Source organism: Jatrophihabitans sp. YIM 134969 (genome assembly GCF_054456675.1).
Window position 1 is genome coordinate 141,368 of sequence record NZ_JBTJEQ010000002.1, and the last position, 21,991, is coordinate 163,358.

17 protein-coding genes are annotated in these 21,991 nt (G+C 72.0%); 13 read left to right on the forward strand and 4 right to left on the reverse strand.

Annotation, left to right across the window (positions count from 1 at the left end; genetic code table 11):
• Positions 1-179 precede the first annotated feature (179 nt).
• Positions 180-1,967, forward strand: a complete 1,788-nt coding sequence (locus tag ACXR2U_RS01910) for a SpoIIE family protein phosphatase (RefSeq protein WP_458823227.1) — start codon at positions 180-182, stop codon at positions 1,965-1,967.
• Between the two features lie 82 nt (positions 1,968-2,049).
• On the opposite strand, the gene ACXR2U_RS01915 is transcribed toward ACXR2U_RS01910, so the two are convergent.
• A complete protein-coding gene (locus ACXR2U_RS01915; RefSeq protein WP_458823228.1) occupies positions 2,050-2,544 on the reverse strand; it encodes a GtrA family protein in 495 nt (164 codons plus the stop codon).
• 62 nt (positions 2,545-2,606) lie between these two features.
• On the opposite strand from ACXR2U_RS01915, the gene ACXR2U_RS01920 reads away from it, so the two are divergent.
• The 11 genes from ACXR2U_RS01920 to ACXR2U_RS01970 all read left to right on the forward strand — a co-directional run bounded on the left by ACXR2U_RS01920 (position 2,607) and on the right by ACXR2U_RS01970 (position 16,226).
• A complete protein-coding gene (locus tag ACXR2U_RS01920; RefSeq protein ID WP_458823229.1) occupies positions 2,607-3,806 on the forward strand; it encodes a 5-(carboxyamino)imidazole ribonucleotide synthase in 1,200 nt (399 codons plus the stop codon).
• Positions 3,799-4,305 carry a 5-(carboxyamino)imidazole ribonucleotide mutase gene (purE, locus tag ACXR2U_RS01925; RefSeq protein WP_458823230.1) on the forward strand — a complete coding sequence of 169 codons (507 nt, stop codon included), beginning with the start codon at positions 3,799-3,801 and terminating at the stop codon, positions 4,303-4,305. Before ACXR2U_RS01920 ends, purE begins: the two co-directional genes overlap by 8 nt.
• Positions 4,306-4,324: 19 nt before the next feature.
• On the forward strand, positions 4,325-6,973 hold the full coding sequence (locus tag ACXR2U_RS01930; RefSeq protein WP_458823231.1) for an alpha/beta fold hydrolase: 2,649 nt from the start codon (positions 4,325-4,327) through the stop codon (positions 6,971-6,973).
• On the forward strand, positions 6,970-7,926 hold the full coding sequence (locus tag ACXR2U_RS01935; protein ID WP_458823232.1) for an ABC transporter permease: 957 nt from the start codon (positions 6,970-6,972) through the stop codon (positions 7,924-7,926). The genes ACXR2U_RS01930 and ACXR2U_RS01935 overlap by 4 nt, the downstream gene beginning before the upstream one ends.
• Entirely contained in the window at positions 7,926-9,149 is a 1,224-nt protein-coding gene (locus ACXR2U_RS01940; RefSeq protein WP_458823233.1) for a PucR family transcriptional regulator, read from the forward strand. Before ACXR2U_RS01935 ends, ACXR2U_RS01940 begins: the two co-directional genes overlap by 1 nt.
• Before the next feature lie 166 nt (positions 9,150-9,315).
• Positions 9,316-10,389, forward strand: coding sequence for a TerC family protein (locus ACXR2U_RS01945; RefSeq protein WP_458823234.1), 1,074 nt, complete (start codon positions 9,316-9,318; stop codon positions 10,387-10,389).
• Positions 10,389-10,844 (forward strand): tellurite resistance TerB family protein, encoded by a 456-nt coding sequence (locus ACXR2U_RS01950; RefSeq protein WP_458823235.1) that lies wholly within the window; start codon positions 10,389-10,391, stop codon positions 10,842-10,844. Before ACXR2U_RS01945 ends, ACXR2U_RS01950 begins: the two co-directional genes overlap by 1 nt.
• Before the next feature lie 39 nt (positions 10,845-10,883).
• Positions 10,884-11,459, forward strand: a complete 576-nt coding sequence (locus ACXR2U_RS01955) for a TerD family protein (protein WP_458823236.1) — start codon at positions 10,884-10,886, stop codon at positions 11,457-11,459.
• Between the two features lie 8 nt (positions 11,460-11,467).
• Positions 11,468-12,163 carry a Tellurium resistance gene (locus tag ACXR2U_RS01960; protein WP_458823237.1) on the forward strand — a complete coding sequence of 232 codons (696 nt, stop codon included), beginning with the start codon at positions 11,468-11,470 and terminating at the stop codon, positions 12,161-12,163.
• A 68-nt stretch (positions 12,164-12,231) separates the two neighbouring features.
• Complete coding sequence (gene pgi / locus ACXR2U_RS01965) at positions 12,232-13,854, forward strand: glucose-6-phosphate isomerase (RefSeq protein WP_458823238.1); 1,623 nt, start codon at positions 12,232-12,234, stop codon at positions 13,852-13,854.
• Between the two features lie 86 nt (positions 13,855-13,940).
• Positions 13,941-16,226, forward strand: a complete 2,286-nt coding sequence (locus ACXR2U_RS01970) for a M14 family zinc carboxypeptidase (protein WP_458823239.1) — start codon at positions 13,941-13,943, stop codon at positions 16,224-16,226.
• A 10-nt stretch (positions 16,227-16,236) separates the two neighbouring features.
• Here ACXR2U_RS01970 and ACXR2U_RS01975 read toward each other — a convergent pair whose 3' ends face one another.
• Positions 16,237-17,793 (reverse strand): alpha-amylase, encoded by a 1,557-nt coding sequence (locus ACXR2U_RS01975; protein ID WP_458823240.1) that lies wholly within the window; start codon positions 17,791-17,793, stop codon positions 16,237-16,239.
• Between the two features lie 184 nt (positions 17,794-17,977).
• Here ACXR2U_RS01975 and gnd point away from each other — a divergent pair, with 184 nt between their 5' ends.
• On the forward strand, positions 17,978-19,021 hold the full coding sequence (gene gnd / locus ACXR2U_RS01980) for a phosphogluconate dehydrogenase (NAD(+)-dependent, decarboxylating) (protein ID WP_458823241.1): 1,044 nt from the start codon (positions 17,978-17,980) through the stop codon (positions 19,019-19,021).
• Positions 19,022-19,106: 85 nt separating this feature from the next.
• Here gnd and ACXR2U_RS01985 read toward each other — a convergent pair whose 3' ends face one another.
• Positions 19,107-21,335 carry an MMPL family transporter gene (locus tag ACXR2U_RS01985; RefSeq protein ID WP_458823242.1) on the reverse strand — a complete coding sequence of 743 codons (2,229 nt, stop codon included), beginning with the start codon at positions 21,333-21,335 and terminating at the stop codon, positions 19,107-19,109.
• 37 nt (positions 21,336-21,372) lie between these two features.
• The gene (locus ACXR2U_RS01990) at positions 21,373-21,978 is read right to left on the reverse strand and encodes a TetR/AcrR family transcriptional regulator (RefSeq protein ID WP_458823243.1); all 606 of its coding nucleotides are present in this window, start codon (positions 21,976-21,978) and stop codon (positions 21,373-21,375) included.
• Positions 21,979-21,991: the final 13 nt, after the last annotated feature.

The window sequence follows — 21,991 nt, forward strand, 5'->3', positions numbered from 1 at the left end:
TAGTTCATCGCGGTCTTGAACCACGCAGGCCCGCGGCGCCGGTCGTGGCCGGTGTGGAACGTGCCCCCCGAGCGCTCCGCACCGGTCACGTCCCCGACCGGACACCTCCCGCCAGCAGCCCGGCGGGGGCACCCACCGCCACCGCGCACCGAGCACCGGGGAACCGAGGTCACCGCCCGATGCCCGTCGAAGCCCTGCCCCCCGCCGACCGACCCGCCGCCCGGGCGGTCCACCGGTTCGCCGCGACCGTCCGCCCCGCGGCCGCCGCACCCTCCTCGCCCACCCCGTCGACCACGGATGGCGCGCGCCGCCGGTACGCCGCGCCGGAACTGTCGGTCTCGGGTGCCCGCGACCTGGTCGGGCGCTGCCTCGCCGGCTGGGGCGTCGAGCCCGAAGCCATCGACGACGCCCGGCTGGTCGTGTCCGAACTGGTCACCAACGCCGTCCGCCACGACCACGCCACCCGCGTCGACGTCGAGGTCGTCGACCTGGGCGACCGCGTCAGCCTCGTGGTCGAGTTCGACGGCACCGCGGGCGACGGCACCGCCCACCCGCGGCTGCCCTCGGCGTCCGCCACCAGCGGCCGCGGCCTCGCCGTGGTCGACCGCCTCGCCGACCGCTGGGGTCGGGTCGCGATCGAGGGGGGCGGCCGGGTCTGGGCCGTCCTCGGCGCGCCGCGGACGGCCACGGGTGACCCGCGGGTCGAGACCCGCGCGGACGACGACCGGGCGACCGCCGCACGGCGATCGGCGTCGGCCACCGAACTGCTGGTCCGCCTCGGCCCCGCGCTCGCCGCGGCCCGGACCCCTGACGACGTCGCCCGCGTCCTGTCCACCGTCACGTGCACCGGCCTCGGTGCCGTCGCGGTCCGCGTGTCGGTGGTCGAACGCGACCGACGGCACCTCACGACCCTGTCGATGACGCACGGGTTCGGCTCACCGGGAGCCACCCGCCACGACCTGCTCGACGACGGCCTGCCCAGTTGTCTCGTGGCGCGCAGGGGAAACCCCCTGTTCCTGCCGACCCGGACCGCCGTCGAGAACGCGGTCCCGGCCCTCGCCAGCGCGCCGTACGCCGAGTCGGTCGAGGCCGTGGCCGCGGTGCCGCTGCTGGTCGACGGCGTGACCACCGGGGTGGTCACCGTGGTGTGGGACGAGCCCCACGAGCTGGGGCCCGACGAGCGCGCGACGCTGACCGCCATCGCGTCGTTCGCGAGCGTGGCGTTGCAGCGTGCAACGTTGGCCGCGGAGCACCGGGCCACGGCCGACGTCCTGCAGGCGACCCTGCTCCCGCACTCCCTGCCCGATCTCGAGGGCATCGACATCGCCGCGGTGTACCGCCCGCTCGGCCAGGCCCCGGACGTCGGCGGCGACTGGTACGACGCGTTCGTCCTCCCCAGCGGGAACCTCCACCTCGTCATCGGCGACGTCGCCGGTCACGGCACGTCCGCAGCGCGCACGATGGGCAAGATCCGGTACTCGGCCCGGGCCTACGCCGTCGGCGGGTGCGGCCCGGCCGAGGTGCTCGCCCGCACCAACGCGCTGCTGCGGCACCACGGCCCCGACCTGCTGGCCTCCATGTTGTGCGTCGAGTACGACCCGGTGCGGCGCGTCGCGGTCGTCGCCGACGCCGGCCACATGCCTGCCCTGGCCGTCGCCACCGACGGCACGGCCCGGTTCCTCGACGGCCCGGTCGGACCGATGCTGGGTGCAACGGACGCCCACGGGTACGCCACGACCACCCACGTGGTCGCTCCCGGCGAGACGGTGCTGCTCTACACCGACGGTCTGGTCGAGCGCCGCGACGTCGACCTCGACGACAGCCTCGACGACCTCGCCACGGCCGCCGCCGAGATGCGCCGCTTCCGCGTCACCGCCGACCGGCTCGCCACCGCCCTGGCCGACCGCCGTGCGGCCTCGGACGTCGTCACCGACGACGTGTGCGTGCTGGCCGTCGCGCACCGCTGAGGCCTCTGCGGGGCGGCCGAGCTGTGACCGACATCTCGGCCGCCGTGAGGCCGGACCGGTGCAGAGCTTCCCGGGAAGTCGGTCAGGCGGCGGGGTTGTCGACGACCGGAGCGTCCTCGGCGTCGATCTCCCCGGTGACGACGTTGACCCGGTCGGGGTGCAGGAACACGAACCGCTTGTAGGCCCAGAACCGGATGATCGTGCCCACCCCGATGCCGACCAGGTTCAGCACGTTGGTGACCAGCTTGTCCTGCTGCTCGCCGAAGAGGTAGGCCACGCCGAGGATGAGCTCGGCGATGACGAACGTGACGGCGTTGATGGCGAAGAACCAGCTCGCCTCACGACCCAGACCCGTGCGGGCGCGGTGGGAGAACGACAGGTAGCGGTTGCCGACGTAGGCGAAGGCGGTGGCCGCGACCATCGCGATCGCGTTGGCCTTCAGCGCCCCGATGTCGTGGAGCAGGTTGAACAGCCCGAGCTGGATCACGAGGCCGACCGCGCCGACGGCCCCGAACGCGGCGACCTCCTTGAGGAGGATGCGCCACGAGTTGCGCACGTGGTCGACCAGCGAGTTCACGTCCGAGCACGCTACCGGCCACCGTGCCCGGAAGCCTCTCGACGCTCAGTAGCCTGCTGGGCGTGGACCCACGCACCGCTCTGCCCGTGGTCGGGATGATCGGCGGCGGGCAACTGGCCCGCATGACCCACCAGGCCGCCATCGCCCTCGGCCAGTCCCTGCGGGTGCTCTCGGTCGGACCGGACGAATCGGCCGCGCTCGTCACCCCCGACGTGGTCCTCGGCACCCACACCGATCTCGACGCCCTCATGGGGTTCGCCGCGGGGTGTGACGTGGTCACGTTCGACCACGAGCACGTGCCCGGCGAGCACATCGAGGCGATGGTCGCGGCGGGCCACAAGGTCTACCCCGGCCGGGAAGCGTTGCAGTACGCACAGGACAAGGCACTCATGCGCCGCCGCCTCACCGACCTGGGCGCACCGGTGCCGACGTGGACCGAGTTCACCGTGTCCGACCCGGGCGTCACCCTCCTCGAGGTCGAGGCGTTCGCCGCCGAGGTCGGCTGGCCGTTCGTCCTCAAGGCCACCCGCGGTGGGTACGACGGCCGGGGCGTCTGGGTCGTCGACGACCTCGACCAGGCCCGGGAGGTCGTCGACAGCGGCGTCCCGCTGATGGGCGAGGAACTGGTCCGCCTCGACCGCGAGGTCGCAGCGCTGGTCGCCCGCTCGCCGTTCGGGCAGGGCGCGGCCTACCCGGTGGTCGAGACCGTGCAGCGCGACGGCATCTGCGTCGAGGTCATCGCACCCGCCCCGGACCTCGACCCCGACCTCGCCGCCGAGGCCGAACACCTCGCCCTGCGCATCGCGGGCGAACTGGGTGTCGTCGGCCTGCTCGCCGTCGAGTTGTTCGTGAGCGGCGGCCGCCTGCTGGTCAACGAACTGGCGATGCGCCCGCACAACAGTGGCCACTGGACGATGGACGGGGCCCGGACCTCGCAGTTCGAACAGCACCTGCGGGCCGTCCTGGACTACCCGCTCGGGGCCACGGCGCCGATCGCCCCCTGGACCGTGATGGCCAACGTCATCGGCGCACCCGGGGACGTCGACGTGCAACCCGCCACGGTCGACGAACGGCTGCACCACCTGTTCGCGCAGTGGCCGGACGTCAAGGTCCACCTGTACGGCAAGGGCTGGCGCCCGGGCCGCAAGGTCGGGCACGTCAACGCGATCGGGACCGACCTCGACGACGTCCGCGCCCGCGCCCGCGCCGCGGCCGACTACCTTGCCCGAGGAAACGGCATTGTCGGAGGCCCACATGGCTGAGCGCGCCGCCCCGGTGGTCGGGCTGATCATGGGCAGCGACTCGGACTGGCCGACGATGTCGGCCGCGGCCGAGGCGCTGACGGAGTTCGGCGTGCCGTTCGAGGCCGACGTCGTCTCCGCCCACCGGATGCCCGACGAGATGGCGGCCTACGCCCGGGCCGCCGCCGGCCGCGGGCTGAAGGTCGTCATCGCCGGAGCCGGCGGCGCGGCCCACCTCCCCGGCATGGTCGCCGCCATGACGACGCTGCCGGTCATCGGCGTGCCGGTGCCGCTCAAGTACCTCGACGGCATGGACTCGCTGCTGTCGATCGTGCAGATGCCGGCGGGCATCCCGGTCGCGACGGTGTCGATCGGCGGGGCCCGGAACGCGGGCCTGCTGGCCGTCCGGATCCTCGCCGCGGGCGACCCGCGGCTGACGGCCGAGCTCGACCGGTTCGCCCGAGGGCTGACTGAGGCGGCGCGGGCCAAGGGGGAGAAGCTCCGTACGCTCGCGGAGTGATCCCGCCCGGCGTACGCGCGTGAGCTCGGTCCTCACCCGCGCCCGCGGCTGGCGGCCCTCCCGGCGGTTGCTCGTCATCGTCGCCGTCCTCGTCGTGGCGGTCGCGGCCGTCGCCGTCGCGCTCGTGGCCACCCGCCCCGCGGACGTCGCGACGCGCACCCAGTTCATCGAGGCCACGCCTGAGGACGGCCGCGCCGTCGAACTCGACACCACCCTGTTCCTGCCCTCCAGCACCCCGGCCCCGGCCGTCCTGCTCGCGCACGGGTTCGGCGGCAGCAAGAACTCCGAGACCTCCGCCGCCGAGGACCTCGCCCGGCACGGCTACGTGGTCCTGACCTACAGCGCCCGCGGGTTCGGCGCCTCCGGCGGGGCCATCCACCTCGACGCCCCCGACTACGAGGTGGCGGACGCCCGCCGCCTCGTCGACTTCCTGGCGTCGCGTCCCGAGGTGCGGAAGGACGCCCCGGGTGACCCGCGGGTCGGCGTGGCCGGCGGTTCCTACGGCGGCGCGCTGGCGCTGCTGCTCGCCGGGACCGACCGCCGTGTCGACGCCGTCGCCGCCGACATCACCTGGAACGACCTGCAGCAGGCACTCGCCCCGAACGGCGTGTTCAAGAAGCAGTGGGCGGGTTACCTGTTCCAGGGCGGGTTCGCCGCGGGCGGTGCGCCTGGCGCCGACTCCGCCGCCGGCGGGGCCGCGGCGCTGAGCCGCGCGGTCTCGTGCGGACGGTTCGCCGCGGACGTCTGCGCCGCTTACCAGGACCTGGCCTCGACCGGGGAGGTCTCGGACTCCACCGCGGCGCTGCTGCGGGCGTCGAGCCCCGAGACCGTCGCCGGGTCCATCACCGCGCCGACGCTGCTGACCCAGGGCGAGGACGACTCGCTGTTCCCGCTCAGCCAGGTCGACGCCAACGCCAGGGCCATCGCCGGCGCGGGAACCGACGTCCGCGTGGTGTGGCGGCAGGGCGGCCATGACTCACCCGGCACCGGCAACGACGTCGTGACCTCCACGCGGGAGCAGTGGTTCGACGAACACCTGCGCGGCGAGGGCACGTCGACCCGCTCGTTCCAGTTGGCGCGGGGCGGGCCACGGGTCTCGGCCGCGACGCAGACCACCGACTGGGTCGGGCAGACCTACCGGGTCGACGGCGGTTACCCCGGCATCGACGGCCACCGGAGCGACCAGCTCGACGTGACCCTCCCGACCACGCCGCAGCCGATCGCGGCCCCGGCGGGCGGCGTGCCCGCCGCGGTGTCGAGCCTGCCCGGTGTGGGCGGCCTGCTCAGCGTCGCCGGCGGCGCCGGCGCACTGCCGGCGATCCCCGGGCAGACGGCGGTGTTCCTCAGCGAACCGTTGCCCGATGCAACGTTGATCGCCGGCGCTCCGACGATGTCACTGCGCATCACCCCGGCGACCACCACCGACGCCACCCTGTTCCTCGCCCTGCGCGACGTCGACCCCTCCGGCGGCGGACTGTTCGGCGGCGGCGAGACCCTGCCCGCCAACCTGGTCGCGCCGGTGCGACTCGACCGCCTCACCCCCGGGCAGCCGACCACCGTGCAGGTGCAGCTGCCGACCATCGCGTACCAGGTGCCGGCCGGTCACCGGGTTGCGGTGACGGTCTCGACCACCGACCAGGCCTACGGCATGCCCACCGACGCCCGCACCTACCTCGTCGCGGTCGCGGGTGACGTCCGGGTGCCGACCGTCACGGCCACCGCCATCGCGTCGTCGGTGTCCTGGACGCCGTGGATCGTGGCGCTCCTCGTCGTCCTCGTCGTCGCGGCCTTCGGCGCCGCTGCGTGGTGGCGGCGGCGCCGGGCGCACGTCGCGGGGTTGGACGAGCGACTGTCGGACGTGCCGGTCGCGGTGCAGGACCTGGTCAAGACTTACAAGGACGGCTACCGCGCCGTCGACGGCGTGAGCTTCGTCGTCGAGCGCGGGCAGGTCGTCGGGCTGCTCGGACCCAACGGCGCGGGCAAGACCACCGCGTTGCGCGTGCTCATGGGGCTGATGCGCCCGACCTCGGGTTCGGTGCGGGTGTTCGGCGAACCAGTTCTGCCGGGTGCCGCCGTGCTCTCGCGGCTCGGATCCTTCGTCGAGGGCTCGGGTTTCATGCCCCACCTCTCCGGCGAGGACAACCTGCGCCTCTACTGGGCGGCGACCGGCCGCCCGGACGACGACGCCCGCTTCGACGTCGCGGCGCAGATCGCGGGGCTCGGGTCGTCGATCGACCGCAAGGTCAAGACCTACAGCCAGGGCATGCGGCAACGGTTGGCGATCGCCCAGGCGATGCTCGGTCTCCCCGAGGTCCTGGTGCTCGACGAGCCGACCAACGGCCTCGACCCGCCGCAGATCGCCGAGATGCGGGAGGTCCTGCGCCGCTACGCCGAGACCGGCCGCACCGTGCTGCTGAGCTCGCACCTGCTGGCCGAGGTCGAGCAGACCTGCACCCACGTCGTGGTCATGCACCGGGGCCGGGTGGTCGCGGCCGGCACGGTCGCCGACGTCGCGGGGCAGGGCGGCACGCAGTTGGCCGTCGACGACGCCACCCGCGCCGCCGAGGTGCTGCAGGCCGCCGGCATCGCCGCCACCGCCGTGCCCGCCCGGCGCGCGCTCGAGGACGTCTTCCTGGAACTGATCGACGACGGAGGGGACGGGCGATGAGCGAACCGTTGCACGGTGCACCCGAGCCCGGTCACTCGGTCTCGGCCGCGACCCGGCGCGGCATGCACGATCTGCTCGACGCGCTCGCCGCCGCCCCCACGGGCGAGACGGGCGCGGCCGGAGCGGCGCACGGCTACCGCCCGGGGCGGACGCTGACCGTCGGGGTCGAGATCCGCCGCCAGATCGGGCGGCGGCGCACCCAGTTCGCGTTCGGGCTGCTGGCGATCCTGCCGATCGTGCTGGCCATCGCGTTCCAGTTCTCCTCCGGCGACAGCAGCGGCGCGCCGGCGCTGGTGGATCTCGCCACGGCCAGTGCCGGCAACTTCGCGTTGTTCGCCGAGTTCGCCTCGGTGGGGTTCCTGCTCGTCGTGATCGTGGCGTTGTTCTGCGGTGACACCGTGGCGGGCGAGGCGTCGTGGTCGACGTTGCGGTACCTGCTCGCCGCGCCCGTGCCTCGGCCACGGTTCCTGCGAACGAAGCTCAGCGTCGCCCTGTTGCTGTCGTTCGGGGCCAACCTGGTCCTGCCGATCTGGAGCTACGTCATCGGCGGGTTGTTCTACGGCTGGGGCTCGGTGCGCTCGCCCACCGGCGACACCTTCACGTTCGGTACGGCCGTGTGGAAACTCGCCGTCGTCGCGGGCTACGCCTCCGTCTCGGCGCTGGTGGTCGCGGCGCTCGCGTTCCTGCTCTCGGTGCTCACCGATGCCCCGCTCGGCGCGGTCGGTGGCGCGGTCATGCTGGTGGTGCTGTCGAACATCCTCGATTCGATCACCGCGCTCGGCAGCCTGCGTGACTACCTGCCGACCCACTTCCAGTTCGCGTGGCTCGACGCCCTGCAGACCCCGATCGTGTGGTCGGGGATGTCGCGGGGAGCGGCGACCTCGGTCGCGTACGCCGCGGTGATGTTCGGCATCGCGTTCTGGCACTTCGGCCGCAAGGACATCACGAGCTGATGGTGACGCGGCGGGGGCAGACGGTCGGGGACGACGTCCTGACGGCCGTCGCTGCCGGTGCGGCCCAGGACTCGGGGCAGGTCCCGGTCGCCCTGCTCGGTGACTTCCTGCCGGAGGTGGTCGCGGCGGTGGCGTCGGGTGCCGCGCTCGACGCCCGGCAGATGAAGACCTACCAGTCCCTCGGGGCGCAGGCGGCCCGGCAGGGCGTCGCGCTGCGAGCGCTGCTCGACCTCTACCTCTCGGCCTGCTGGCGGTTGTGGCGGCACCTGCCGGCCGTCACCCGGGCCGCGGACGACCCCGACGCCGTCGTGGTCGCCGGCGAGGTCATGCTCCACGCCGCCGACGACGCTGTGGCTGCCCTCGCCGAGGGGTACCAACTGGCCCGACGCGCGTTGGTGCGCGCGCAGGAGTCGACCCGGCGCGAGTTCGTCGACGACCTGCTCTCCGGCACGGCCGACGTCACCGGGTTGCTCGCCCGCGCCGGCGGGTTCGGCCTCGACCTCACCGGCCCCCACGCGGTCGCGCTCGTCACCGCGGACGTCGAACTGCGCGACGACCTCCCGGTGATCGGTGCCGTCCAGCGGGCGGTGCAGGGTCGGCGCGGTGACGCCGAGGTGCTGGTCGCGACGAAGGAAGGGCGCCTGGTCGTGGTGTTCGCCGCACCGGACCGCGCCGGCGTCGACCACGTCGTCGACCGGATCGTCACCACGCTCGGGCCGAGGCCGGGGGAGGAGGACGACCGGGTCCGGCTGTCGCGCCGCATGCGGCTCGGGACCTGGCAGGTCACCCTCGGGCGCTCCGGGATCGGCGCGGAGGGGGTCGCGACCTCGTACCGCGAGGCGCGGGCCGGACGCGACATCGCGGAGCGGATCGGCCTCACGGTCCCGGTCGTGGAGGCCCGTGACCTGCTGGTACACCAGCTGCTGCTGCGCGACCGGCCGGCGATCGTCGACCTGGTCGCGACGCTGCTGACCCCGCTGCTCGAGGCCCGCGGCGGCGCGGAGCCGCTGCTCGACACCCTGGCGGCGTACTTCGACGCGGGCGGCAACGCCGCCCTCACCGCCCGCGAGCTCCACCTGTCGGTCCGGGCGGTGACGTACCGGCTCGCACGGGTGCACGAGCTCACCGGGCACGACCCCGCCGACCCCGCCGAGCGGTTCGGCCTGCAGGCCGCGGTGCTCGGCGCTCGGTTGCTCGACTGGCCCACCACGCCGCTACGCTGAGACCACGGACGGTGCACAGGTTGCGCCCACCCGATTGCCCAAACCCGGCAACGAAGAGCCTCTGACTTGGCCTGCCGTGGGCTGACACTGCGCGGTTCCGGCAGGACATCCTGGAGGTACGTCGGCGACCGCCCCGGTCGCCGCGTGCTGATCAAGGAGAGTGACCGTGTCTGTCCCGCTCTGGGCCTGGTTCGCCTTCGGCGGCACCGTGGTGATCCTGCTGGCGATCGACCTGCTGGCCCACCGTGGCGCCCACGTCATCAAGTTCAAGGAAGCCGCGTGGTGGAGCGCGCTGTGGGTCGGCGTGGCCCTGGCCTTCGGCGTCATCCTGTTCGCCACCCTCGGGAGCGAAGCAGGAACGCAGTACACGACGGCCTGGTTGCTCGAGAAGAGCCTCTCGGTCGACAACCTGTTCGTGTTCGCGTTGATCTTCGCCTACTTCAAGGTCCCCCGTGAGTACCAGCACCGGGTGCTGTTCTACGGCGTGATCGGTGCGCTGGTCTTCCGGGCGATCTTCCTCGCCGCGGGCGTCGCGATCGTCAGCAAGTTCACGGCCGTCCTGTTCGTCTTCGCGGCGATCCTGCTCTACAGCGCCTACAAGTTGCTCAAGGGCGACGACGACGACTACGACCCCGGCAAGAGCTTCGGCGTGCGCCTGCTCCGCAAGTTCGTGCCGATGCGCGACGAGTACGCCGGCACCCACTTCTTCGTGAAGGAGGCGGGCAAGCGCATCGCGACCCCGCTGCTCGCGGTGGTCGTGGCCATCGAGGCCGCCGACCTGGTCTTCGCGGTCGACAGCGTGCCCGCGGTGCTCGCGGTCAGCGACGACGCGTTCATCGTCTACACCTCGAACGCGTTCGCCATCCTGGGTCTGCGGGCGCTGTACTTCCTGCTCGCCGGACTGCTCGAGAAGTTCCACTACCTGTCCAAGGGCCTCGCGATCATCCTCGCCTTCATCGGCGTCAAGCTCGTGATGCAGGCCTCGCACAAGGTGATCAACCAGAACATCCCCGAGATCGACTCGCGGATCAGCCTCGCGGTGATCGTGGTGGTGCTCGCGGGCTCCATCATCCTGAGCCTCAAGCGGCCGCCCAAGGACGGCGGCGCCGGGCACGGCGGATCCACCGACGACGCACAGCTGCCCGACACCCACGGACCGCACGCTGGTCTCGCCGGGGCCGCACCGGTCACCGCGGGTGAGACCGTTGCACCCGACACCACTCGCAAGGAGTTGTCCTGATGGCCCTCTGGGACCAGTTGAAGTCACGCACGCAGACCATGAGCACCCAGCTCAAGGCGAAGTCCGACCAGTTCCGCAGCAAGGAGTTCGCCGCCGGCAGCATGGCGATGTGCGCGTTGGTCGCCGCCGCGGACGGGTCGATCGACCCGGCCGAGCGTGAGCGCACGGCGTCGCTCATCGAGAACAACGACGTGCTGAAGGTCCACCCGGCGGCGGACCTGCGGCAGAAGTTCGACTTCTACTCCGACAAGCTCAACAAGGACTTCGAGTTCGGCAAGGTCGAGGCGATCGGCACGATCGCCAAGCTCAAGGGCAAGCCCGACCAGGCCCGCGGGGTGATCCAGATCGGGATCATCATCGGCGGGGCCGACGGCAACTTCGACGCCAACGAGCGGCGGGCCGTGGCCGAGGCGTGCAACGCGGTCGGCATCCCGCCGGCCGAGTTCGATCTCTGATCCCCTTCCAGCATTCACCGAGAACAGGAGAACCACATCATGGGTGTCAGCCTCGCCAAGGGCGGCAACGTCTCGCTCAGCAAGGAGGCCCCGGGCCTCACGTCCGTGCTCGTCGGCCTCGGGTGGGACGCGCGCAGCACCACCGGCGACGACTTCGACCTCGACGCCTCGGCCCTCATGCTCGACCAGGCCGGCAAGGTGCTGTCCGACAAGCACTTCATCTTCTTCAACAACATGACCTCCCCGGACGGCTCGGTGGCGCACGCCGGCGACAACCGCACCGGTGAGGGCGACGGCGACGACGAGGCCATCACGGTCGACCTCGCCACCGTGCCGGCCGAGGTCGACAAGATCGTCTTCCCGGTCAGCGTGTACGAGGCCGAGGCGCGCAAGCAGGGCTTCGGTCAGGTGCGCAACGCGTTCATCCGCGTGGTGAACCAGGACGGCGGCAGCGAGCTCGCCCGCTACGACCTCACCGAGGACGCCTCGACGGAGACCGCGATGGTGTTCGGCGAGCTCTACCGCAACGGCCAGGAGTGGAAGTTCCGGGCCGTCGGGCAGGGGTACTCGTCGGGCCTCGCGGGCATCGCCCGCGACTACGGCGTGGCGGTCTGAGCCCCACGATGCCGATCGACTACCGCAAGTCCGAGGCGCCGGCCGCAGCGACGCGGCCGGCGCCGGTCGGGCTGACCAAGGTGACGTTGACCAAGGCCGCCCCGACCGTCTCGCTCGCCAAGCAGGGCGGGCGCCTGCACGTGAACCTCAACTGGAACGCCCGCCCCGCGGCGGCGGTCCCGGAGCCGTCCGGCAAGCGCGGCTTCCTCACCAAGCTCAAGGAGGCGGCCGCCGCCGCGACCACCCTGGACCTCGACCTCGGGTGTCTGTGGGAGCTGGCCGACGGCCGCAAGGGCGTGATCCAGGCGCTCGGCAACCAGTTCGGCTCGTGGGACGAGGCGCCGTACATCCGGCTCGACGGCGACGACCGCTCCGGCGCGGTCAGCGGCGGCGAGAACCTCGACGTCAACCTGGCGCACGCCACCGAGTTGCGCCGGGTGCTGGTGTTCGCGTCGGTCTACTCGGGCGCGAACGGGTTCGCCGAGGCGGGTGGCGTGGTCACGCTGTCGCCGGCGCAGGGCCCGGACGTCGTGGTGGCCCTCGACGAGGAGGGCGGGAAGTCGCGGATGTGCGCGGTGGCCCTGCTGGAGTTCGAGGGCGGCGTCGTGACCGTGCGGCGCGAGGTCAACTTCGTGCAGGGCGCCCAGGACGTCCTGGACCGTGAGTACGGCTGGGGCATGAACTGGCGGGCCGGGCGCAAGTAGGCCCCCGGCCACCCCCGGTACCGGGGGCGACCGTGATCCGGAGGCCGGTCGGTGGAAGGCTGAGGAGCATGACCTCTCCGCTGCGCCAGCGACCGGCCTTCGGTGCGCTCTCCGACCACTACGACGCGATCAAGGACGTCCACCTGCGGGAGCTGTTCGCGGACGACCCCGACCGTGGCACGCGCCTCGCGCTCGAGCACGAGGGCATCTACTTCGACTACTCCAAGCAGCGGGTCACCGACGAGACCATCTCGCTGCTGATCCAGCTCGCCGAGCAGTCCGGCCTGCGCGAGCACATCGAGGCGATGTTCGCCGGCGAGCACATCAACACCACCGAGGACCGCGCCGTCCTGCACGTCGCGCTGCGGGCCCCGCGCGACGAGGTCATCGAGACCGACGGCCACAACGTGGTACCCGACGTCCACGCGGTGCTGGACCGGATGGCCGCGTTCTCCGACCGGGTGCGGTCGGGGGAGTGGACCGGCCACACCGGCAAGCGGATCGAGGCCGTCGTCAACATCGGCATCGGCGGTTCCGACCTCGGCCCGGTCATGGCCTACGAGGCGCTGCGTCACTACTCGACCCGGGACATCACGTTCCGGTTCGTCTCCAACGTCGACGGCACCGACTTCGCCGAGAAGACCCGCGACCTGGACCCCGAGACCACCCTGTTCATCGTCGCGTCGAAGACCTTCACCACGCTGGAGACGATGACCAACGCCGCGACCGCCCGGGAGTGGTCGCTCGCCACCCTCGGCGACGAGTCGGCCGTCGCCAAGCACTTCGTGGCGCTGTCGACCAACGCCGAGAAGGTCAGCGAGTTCGGCATCGACACCGACAACATGTTCGGCTTCTGGGACTGGGTCGGCGGCCGGTACTCGATGGACTCCGCGATCGGCCTGTCGACCATGCTCGCCATCGGCCCGGACGGCTTCCGGGACCTGCTGGCCGGGTTCCACTCGATCGACGAGCACTTCCGCACCGCGCCACTGGAGTCGAACATCCCGGTCATCATGGGGTTGCTGACCCTCTGGTACGCCGACTTCTTCGGGGCGCAGACCCAGGCCGTGCTCCCGTACGACCAGTACCTCTCGCGGTTCCCGGCCTACCTGCAGCAGCTGACGATGGAGAGCAACGGCAAGTCGGTCTCCTCCGACGGCCACCGCGTGGACTACGCGACCGGTCCGGTGTTCTGGGGTGAGCCCGGCACCAACGGTCAGCACAGCTTCTACCAGCTGATCCACCAGGGCACGCTGACGATCCCGGCCGACTTCATCGGGTTCCTGCACACGCTGAACCCGCTCGGCAACCACCACGACCTGCTCACCGCGAACGTGTTCGCCCAGACCGGGGCGCTGGCGTTCGGCAAGACGGCCGACCAGGTCCGTGCCGAGGGGGTTCCCGAGGACCTCGTGCCGTTCAAGGTGTTCGAGGGCAACCACCCGACCTCGACGTTCCTGCTCGACCGGCTGACGCCGTACACGCTCGGCCAGCTGGTCGCGCTCTACGAACACAGCGTCTTCACCCAGGGCACGATCTGGTCGATCGACAGCTTCGACCAGTGGGGCGTCGAGCTCGGCAAGGTCCTCGCGCAGAAGGTCATCCCGCAGCTCGCCCCTGACGGTGGCGAGCTCGACCACGACAGCTCGACCAACGCGCTCATCGCGCGCTACCGCGCCGCGAAGGGGTAGGGAGCGCCGCCGGGGCGCTGAACCCGGCGAAGATCAGCGTCCGATGTGTCTTCCGTGTGTAGCGGGTGAGGTGTTGGATGTCGATCATGCGATTCCCCCTCGCCCTGGCCGCTGGCGTCACCGCGTGCCTCACCCTCGTCCCCGCGTTGGTGGCGGCGGGGGCCGCGGCGGCGCCGGCGCCCGCGGCCGCCTGCAGCCCGGTCACCACCCCGGCGCAGCGGTCGTCGACCGTGCCGTCGCCGGCGCGGGTGCTGGGGTACGAGCTCGGCTCTCGGCCGGTGACCGACCTCGACATCGGCACGTTCATGACGGCGGTGGACCGGGCGAGCGACCGGGTCGTCACCGGGACCTTCGCCCGGTCGTGGCAGGACCGACCGTTGCGGTATGCACTGGTCGGGTCGTCGGCGACGCTCGCGCGGCGGACGCAGATCAGCGCCGACCTCGCCGCGATCCGTGACCCGGCCACCCCCGACGCGACGGCCGCCGACCTCATCGCCCGCACACCGGACGTCCTCTGGATCACGGCCAACGTGCACGGCAACGAACCATCGGGCAGCGACGCCGTGCTGCGGGTGCTCTACGACCTCGCCAGCCGCAGCGACTGCGTGGCGAAGGCGATCCTCGGCAACTCCCTGGTCGGGTTGATCCCGACGCAGAACCCGGACGGCCGCGCCGCGAACACCCGGACCAACGACTACGCGTTCGACATGAACCGCGACTGGTTCGCCCGCACCCAGCCCGAGACCGCCGGCAAGCTCGACTTGCTCTGGCAGTACCCGCCGCAGCTGTACGTCGACGAGCACGAGATGGGCGGCAGCAACTACTTCTTCCCGCCCAACTCCGACCCGATCTACCACGAGACCCCGGACGTCGCGTACGACGAGATCGCGAACCTGTACGGCCGGGCCAACGCCGCCGCGTTCGACGCGAAGGGGTTCGGGTACGAGACCTACGAGTCCGGCTACGACCTCTTCTACCAGGGCTACGGCGACACCGTTCCGACCACGCAGTTCGGAGCGGCCGGCATGACGTACGAGCAGGGCTCGAAGACGCCCTACCCGAAGCGGGTGCTGCACCAGTACACGAGCGCGTGGGTCTCCCTGTACACGGGTGCCACGCACCGGCAGCAGATCCTCACGCGGTGGCGGGGCATCTTCTCGACCGCGCTGGCCGAGGGTCGGAAGTGCCGACTGGAGCCGAACGCGACGTTCAACCCGGGCAACACCGTGCTCCGGCCGGTGCCGGACGCGCCGGTGTGCGGGTACTTCCTGCGCGGCGACGACCGTGACACCCGCACCGTGGTCCGCCGGTTGCAGCAGGCGCACGTCGAGGTCCGACGCCTGACCCAGCCGTTCGTCGTCGCGGACTACCGGGCGTACGGCTCGAGCACCGCGCAGCGCACCACGCTGCCGCGCGGCACCTACTGGATCTCGATGGCCCAGGCGCAGAAGCACTGGGTGCAGGCCATGCTGAACGCCGACACGTTCGTCCCGTTCCCGTACTTCTACGACCTGTCGGCGTGGAGCAACCCGTTGCTCTCCGGCCTCGACGGCGGCTGGACCGGGACCGCGACCGTGCCAGCCGCGAAGCCCGTTCCCCTGCTGCCGGCGGTGGGCCGCCCCGCGCTGCCGGCGAAGCTGCCGCGGATCGCGATCGTCGACCAGCGGCCCGAGCCGACCTACCAGTACCAGACCACCGGCTGGCTGCGGTGGCGGATGGACCGCGACTGGAAGGTGCCGTACACCGCCTTCGCACCCGGTGACATCACGGCGGCGTCGCTGGCCGACGTCGACGTGATGGTCGTCCCCGACGTCGACGTGCAGCCGTCGTTCGACGCGCTCGGCGCCGCCGGCCGTTCTGCCCTGAAGGCGTGGGTGGCGGCGGGTGGTCGCTACGTCGGCTGGCAGGGCGGCACGGCGCTGGCCGGTCGCCTCGGCCTGTCCTCGGCGACCGTCACCGAGGCGGAGGCGAGTTCGCCCGGTGCGCTGCTGTCGATCAACTCGCCGTACCCGCACGACTACGCGCTGTGGGAGGACTACGACGGCCAGATGTCGGCGAACGGCGCGGCCGTCGTGGCGTCCTTCCCCGCCGCGCCGTTCACCTCGGGGTACATCGACGAGCCGGACACCCTGGCCGGCAGCGCGATCGAAGCGGTGGACCTGGTGGGGTCCGGCAGCGTGACGGTCTTCTCGATCGAGCCGAACCTGCGCGCCTACACCGACGGCACCGCGAAGCTCCTGCTCGACGCCGTGCTGGCCACGCCCGTCCCGAACCGGGCCGCTGCGGCGGCCGCGACGACGAACGTCGCCGGACCGCCGCTGGAGCACACCCCGGCCCAGCACCGCGCCCACGACGAGGCCGGACGGGACTGACGTTCGCGGACTACTCGACCCGGTCGGCGGTGGTGAAGGCGACCGCGGTCTTGCCGGGCACGCTGAGCCTGGCGACGCCGTGACGGTCGACCACGACCTGGGTGCCGGTGCAGGTGGTGCCGGACCTGGTGCCGTCGACGATGTTGCAGTAGGTGCCGGGGTCGAGGCTGGTCTGGATCGACGGGTTCTTCGTGGCGGTGCCGTTGTTGACGGCGAAGAAGCCGGCGGTGCCACGGCTGAACGCGATCATGTTGTTGCCGTCGTCCCACCAGTTGCGCAGCGGCGCGTTCGCCACCGTGTTGCGGAACTTCACCATCCCGCGCACGCCCGGGTCGCGGTCGACGCAGACCCAGCCGTTCGCGCAGTCGGTGTCGGTGATGCGACCGTCGGCGCGGGCGGGCGGTGAGGCGTAGGTCTGGTCGACCGGGAACGAGAAGGCCGAGTAGACCTGCGGGGTGCCGTAGGGGTACGCGAGCATGAACTGGTTCGCGATGATGTTGGTGCGACCGTCGCGGTAGGTGAGCGTGCGGGCGCTGTCGGGGGCGTCACGCTCGGTGTCGTGGTTCTGGATGAAGACGAGCGACTTGTTGCTGGGAACGAGCCCGGCGGCCTCCCCGAACACCGAGAGGCTGGAGATGCTGCCGGTGTAGCCGGTGCCGTTGTAGCTGCGGAAGGCCTTCTCGATCTGGAAGGCGTAGTCGAAACCGAGCACCGATCCGGCCTCGGTGAACGCCCACTGGCTGACCTTGCCCGGGCCGTCGGGGAACACCTCGAGGGCGACGTACGGCCGCGTGCCATCCGCTGTCGTGTGCAACAGTTTCTGCAGCGCCTTCATGTCCTCGATGCCGACGTGCTTGGCGGCGTCGACCCGGAAACCCGAGACCCCGTAGGCGATGAGCTTGTTGAGGTAGCCCGCGATGATGTCGCGGGTCCCGAGGTCATCGGTGGCGAGGTCGGCGAGGCCGAGCAGCTCGCACTGGGTGACCTGGCGGTAGTTGTTGAAGTCGTCGATGCCGCCGGTGGCGGTCGGACAGTCCACGCCCCGTTGGTGGAAGTTCCCGCTCGTGTAGAGGCCCGGGTACTCGAGGTGGCTGTACCGCACGCCGCCGTAGGTGCGCTGCCCCTGGCCGGTCATGTGGTTCACGACCGCGTCGACGTACACCTTGACGCCCGCGCGGCGGCACGTCGTGACCATCGAGTGGAACTCGTTCTCGGTGCCCATGCGGCTGACCAGGTTGTAGCTGCCCGGCTGGTAGACCTCCCACCACGGGTGCAGGATCGGGGCGTCGGGCGAGGTGGCGGTCCGCTTCAGGGAGTCGGCGGGCGGCGCGACCTGCACGCCGGCGTACCCGGCGGGACCGAGCACGTTCGTGCACTCGGCCGCGACCGAGTTCCAGTTCCACTCCCACAGGTTGGCCTGCACGCCGCCGGCCCGTCCGGCGGCCGCGGCGGTGCCTCCGGCGGTCGAGGTGGCGACGACGGCCGCCACCGAGCCGGCCGTGACGGCGAGGGCGGTGAGGGTGGCGGCGACGCCGACCCGGCGGCGTCGGGACAGGTGATGGGACACGGGGACCTCCACGGTGAGGAAATGGCACGAGTCAGGAAAACGGAGCGTAAGGGCCGTGACTGGGGTCACGGAAGCCCTTCCGGAGATCCGGTCGGCGGTCGGTGCGGGATCCACACCGTGACCGCTCGGGGAACGTCCGGTGCCGCCCGCGAGACGCTGGAGTGCACCGGGCAAGATGGGCGTCATGCAGCTCGGAATGGTCGGCCTCGGCCGCATGGGTGCCAACATCGTCCGACGTCTGATGGCCGGCGGCCACACCTGCGTCGTCTACGACACGAACGAGGACAACATCGTCGCGCTCGAGAAGGAGGGCGCGACCGGCGCCCGCACCTTCGAGGAGTTCCGCGACAAGCTCGAGACCCCGCGCGTCGGCTGGGTGATGATCCCGGCGAGCGTGACCGGCTCGGTCGTCGACAAGCTCGGGGACCTGTTCGAGGCCGGCGACATCATCATCGACGGCGGCAACAGCAACTACCACGACGACATCCACCGCGCGGCGGCCCTGGAGCCCAAGGGCATCCACTACGTCGACATCGGCACCAGCGGCGGCGTGTTCGGCCTCAAGCGCGGTTACTGCATGATGATCGGCGGCTCCGACGCGGCCGTCGAACACATCGACCCGCTGCTGCAGACCATCGCCCCGGGCTTCGAGACCGCCCTGCGTACCGACGGTCGCAACGGCGAGCTCGCGCAGGCCGAGAACGGCTACCTGCACTGTGGCAAGGCCGGTGCCGGCCACTTCGTCAAGATGGTCCACAACGGCATCGAGTACGGGATCATGGCCGCCTACGCGGAGGGTCTGAACATCCTCAAGGGCGCCAACATCGGCTCGCAGGACGCCGAGCACTCGGCCGAGATCGCGCCGCTGCTGCACCCGGAGTACTACCAGTACGACATCGACATCGCGTCGGTCGCCGAGGTGTGGCGGCGGGGCAGCGTCATCTCGTCCTGGCTGCTCGACCTCACGGCCTCGGCGCTCGCGAAGTCGCCGACCCTCGACGAGTTCGGCGGCCGGGTCTCGGACTCCGGTGAGGGTCGCTGGACGGTCGAGGCCGCGATCGACGAGGGTGTCCCCGCGCCGGTGCTCACCACGGCCCTGTTCGAGCGGTTCGCCTCGCGCGGCAACGACCTCTACGCCAACAAGCTGCTCTCGGCCATGCGCAAGGAGTTCGGCGGCCACTCCGAGCTGCCCTCGGGTGACTCCGCCGAGGTCGGCAAGTCCAGCTGACCCCACCACCAGCGCACCGACGCCCCGCCACCCGTCACGGGTGGCGGGGCGTCGTGCGTGAGGGGCTCCGCAGCTGGGCGAGTGGTCAGTTCTCCGGGTGAGTGGTCACCAATTCCTGACCACTCGAAGGGGAAGGTGACCACTCGCCCGCATTGACGCGGGTCTCCAGGGCGCGACCCTCGACGTCGAGGTGCGGGAGCCACCGCAGCCAGGACGGCAGCCACCACGCGGCCCGGCCGAGCAGGGCGAGGGCGGCGGGGACCAGCACCATCCGCACCACGAGCGCGTCGACGAGGACCCCGACGGCCAGCGCGAAACCGATCGGCTTGATGGTGGCGTCGCCCTGCGGCACGAAGCCGGCGAACACCGCGAACATGATGACGGCCGCGGCGACGACGACCGGCGCCGCGCGGCGGAACCCGTCGACCACGGCATCGCGCGGGAGCGCTCCGTGCTCGGCCGCCTCGTGCATCCGCGACACCAGGAACACCTGGTAGTCCATGGCCAGTCCGAACAGGATGCCGACCACGATGATGGGCGCGAGGCTCAGCAGCGGCGCGGTGGTGTCGGAGTTGACCAGGGTCTTGAGCCAGCCCCACTGGAAGACCGCGGTGGTCGCGCCGAGCGCGGCGCCGATCGTGAGCAGGTAGCCCAGCGCCGCGGTGAGCGGCACCAGCACCGACCGGAACACGACGAGCAGCAGCACCAGCGCGAGACCGACGACGACGACGAGGTAGACCGGCAGGGCCGAGGCGAGCTTGGCGGAGACGTCGACACCGACAGCGGTCTGGCCCGTCACCGCCACTGACGTCGTACCGTTGTTGTCGGGTGCAACGATGTCGCGAATGGTCGTCACCAACGTGGTGGTCGCGCTGTCACTCGGGCCGCTGCGGGGGATGACGGTGACCAGTGCCGCGGTGTTGTCGGCGTTGGGACTGGGCGGGAGCACCAGAGCGACGTCACGCAGGCCGGTGACCTGTTGCGCGACGCTCGCGCCGCGGGCGGCCGCGCCGCCGGCGTCGGCGGTGACCAGCAGGAGCAGCGGACCGTTGACGCCGGCTCCGAAGTGCTCGGTGAGGATGTCGTACGCCTGTCGCTGGGTCGAGGTGGGCGAGGCCGTCGAGTCGTCGCCGAGGCTGGTGCGCATCGCGAGCACGGGTGAGGCGATCGCGCCGAGCGCGAGGACGCCGAGCACGAGCGCGAGCACCGGGCGGCCGGTGACGCCGCGGCCCCACCGGACGAGGAAACCGCTGTCGCGCTCAGCCTTCCTCGTCGGGCCCTCCGGGCCGACACGGCGTTCGCGGCGCGGCAGGATGCGGCGCCCGGCGAAGCCGAGCAGAGCCGGCAGGAGCGTGAGGGCGACGACCACCGCGATGACCACGGTCGCGGCCGCGGCGAGGCCCATCTGGGTCAGGAACGGGATGCCGACGATCGACAGCCCGGCCAGGGCGATGACCACGGTGACACCGGCGGTGACCACGGCGCTGCCGGCGGTGCCGACCGCGACGGACACGGCGTCGCGGACGTCGCGTCCGGCCCGCAGCTCCGAACGGGCCCGGCTGACGATGAACAGGGCGTAGTCGATGCCGACGGCCAGGCCGAGCATGACGGCCAGGATCGGCGTGGTGTTCTGCAGCGTGACGAAGCCGGTGAGCGCGGTGATGCCCGCCGCGCCCGTGCCCACGCCGATGAGCGCGGTGAGCATGTTCATGCCGGCGGCGGCGAGCGCGCCGTAGGTGATGAGCAGGACGACGATCGCGACCACCACACCGACGACCTCGCCGGTGATGCCGAGTTCGAACGGTGCCACCGACGCGGCGCCGCCCAGCTCGACGGTGAGGCCGGACGCACGGGCCTCGGTCGCCACGCGGTTCAGCGCGGCGCGGGCGTCGTCGGACACGTCCTGGACCGGCACGGTGTAGCTCACCGAGCTGTAGGCGGCCCGGCGGTCGGGGGAGACCGCGGGCGTGGCCGGGTCGAGCGGGTCGGAGGCCGCGGCCACCTGGGGAGCGGTGCCGAGCTCGTCGACCGCGGTCCTGATCGCCGACGCGTACTCGGTGACCTCGCGGCCGGCCGGCGCCTCGAAGACGAGCCGCGCGGTGGCGAGTCCCGCGCCGGAACCCGGGAACAGCTGCGGCAGCTGCGCGATCGCGGCGGTCGACTCCTGGCCGGGGATGTCGAACTGACGGGTGGTCGGGCCGGACAACGTGGCGGCGGCGGCGCCGACCCCGGCCAGCACGATCAGCCAGACGACGAGCACCAACCCGCGCCGGTCGAAGCAGGCGCGGGCGAGGCGGTGGAGCAGGGTGGCCATGGGGTTCTCCAGATCGTTCGTGCGAGGTCGCTGGGGCTCAGCGGGAGGAGCGGGGCGTGCCGAGCGCGTCGAGCGCCACGGTCGTGATGAGCCGCCGCGCGGTGGTCGAGCCGTGGGCGTGGGCGAACTGCGCCAGCAGCGGCGTGGTGACGGCGATGCCGGCGAGGGCGGTGGCGACACGGCTGGCCCGTTCGACGGCTGCGGCGTCCGTGGGGTCGGGGGCCACGGCGTCGCCGAACAGGGCGGAGATGGAACTCTCGACGTCGGCCAGCAACGGGTCGGTGACCTCGGCGGTGACCGCCGCCGGGCCGGACGTGAACGCGGCCAGCACCAGGGCCACCTGCCCCGGTCGCTCGAGGGCGACGTCGGCGATCGCCCGCACGGCGGCGACGTCGCGCGCGGGGCCCGCGGGCTCGTCGGCGAGCGTCGCGGTGACGGCGTCGAGCCGGGCGCGGGTGTCGACGAGCACGGCGTCGACGAGGGCCTGCTTGCTGGCGAACCGGTGCAGCAGGCCGGTCTTGGAGTAGCCGACCGCGCCGGCGATCTGCGCGACCGACGTGCCCGCCACGCCGTGCGAGGCGAACAGGCCCGCGGCGGCGTCGAGGATGGCGTCGTCGATCTGGGTCGCGGTGGGGCGTGACACGGACACCTCGCTG

Coding starts and splice junctions, on each gene's coding strand:
- ACXR2U_RS01910 (WP_458823227.1), top strand. CDS start 180: ATGCCCGTCGAAGCCCTGCCCCCCGCCGACCGACCCGCCGCCCGGGCG.
- purE (WP_458823230.1), top strand. CDS start 3,799: ATGGCTGAGCGCGCCGCCCCGGTGGTCGGGCTGATCATGGGCAGCGAC.
- ACXR2U_RS01955 (WP_458823236.1), top strand. CDS start 10,884: ATGGGTGTCAGCCTCGCCAAGGGCGGCAACGTCTCGCTCAGCAAGGAG.
- pgi (WP_458823238.1), top strand. CDS start 12,232: ATGACCTCTCCGCTGCGCCAGCGACCGGCCTTCGGTGCGCTCTCCGAC.
- ACXR2U_RS01960 (WP_458823237.1), top strand. CDS start 11,468: ATGCCGATCGACTACCGCAAGTCCGAGGCGCCGGCCGCAGCGACGCGG.
- ACXR2U_RS01970 (WP_458823239.1), top strand. CDS start 13,941: ATGCGATTCCCCCTCGCCCTGGCCGCTGGCGTCACCGCGTGCCTCACC.
- ACXR2U_RS01940 (WP_458823233.1), top strand. CDS start 7,926: ATGGTGACGCGGCGGGGGCAGACGGTCGGGGACGACGTCCTGACGGCC.
- gnd (WP_458823241.1), top strand. CDS start 17,978: ATGCAGCTCGGAATGGTCGGCCTCGGCCGCATGGGTGCCAACATCGTC.
- ACXR2U_RS01935 (WP_458823232.1), top strand. CDS start 6,970: ATGAGCGAACCGTTGCACGGTGCACCCGAGCCCGGTCACTCGGTCTCG.
- ACXR2U_RS01985 (WP_458823242.1), bottom strand. CDS start 21,335: ATGGCCACCCTGCTCCACCGCCTCGCCCGCGCCTGCTTCGACCGGCGC.
- ACXR2U_RS01950 (WP_458823235.1), top strand. CDS start 10,389: ATGGCCCTCTGGGACCAGTTGAAGTCACGCACGCAGACCATGAGCACC.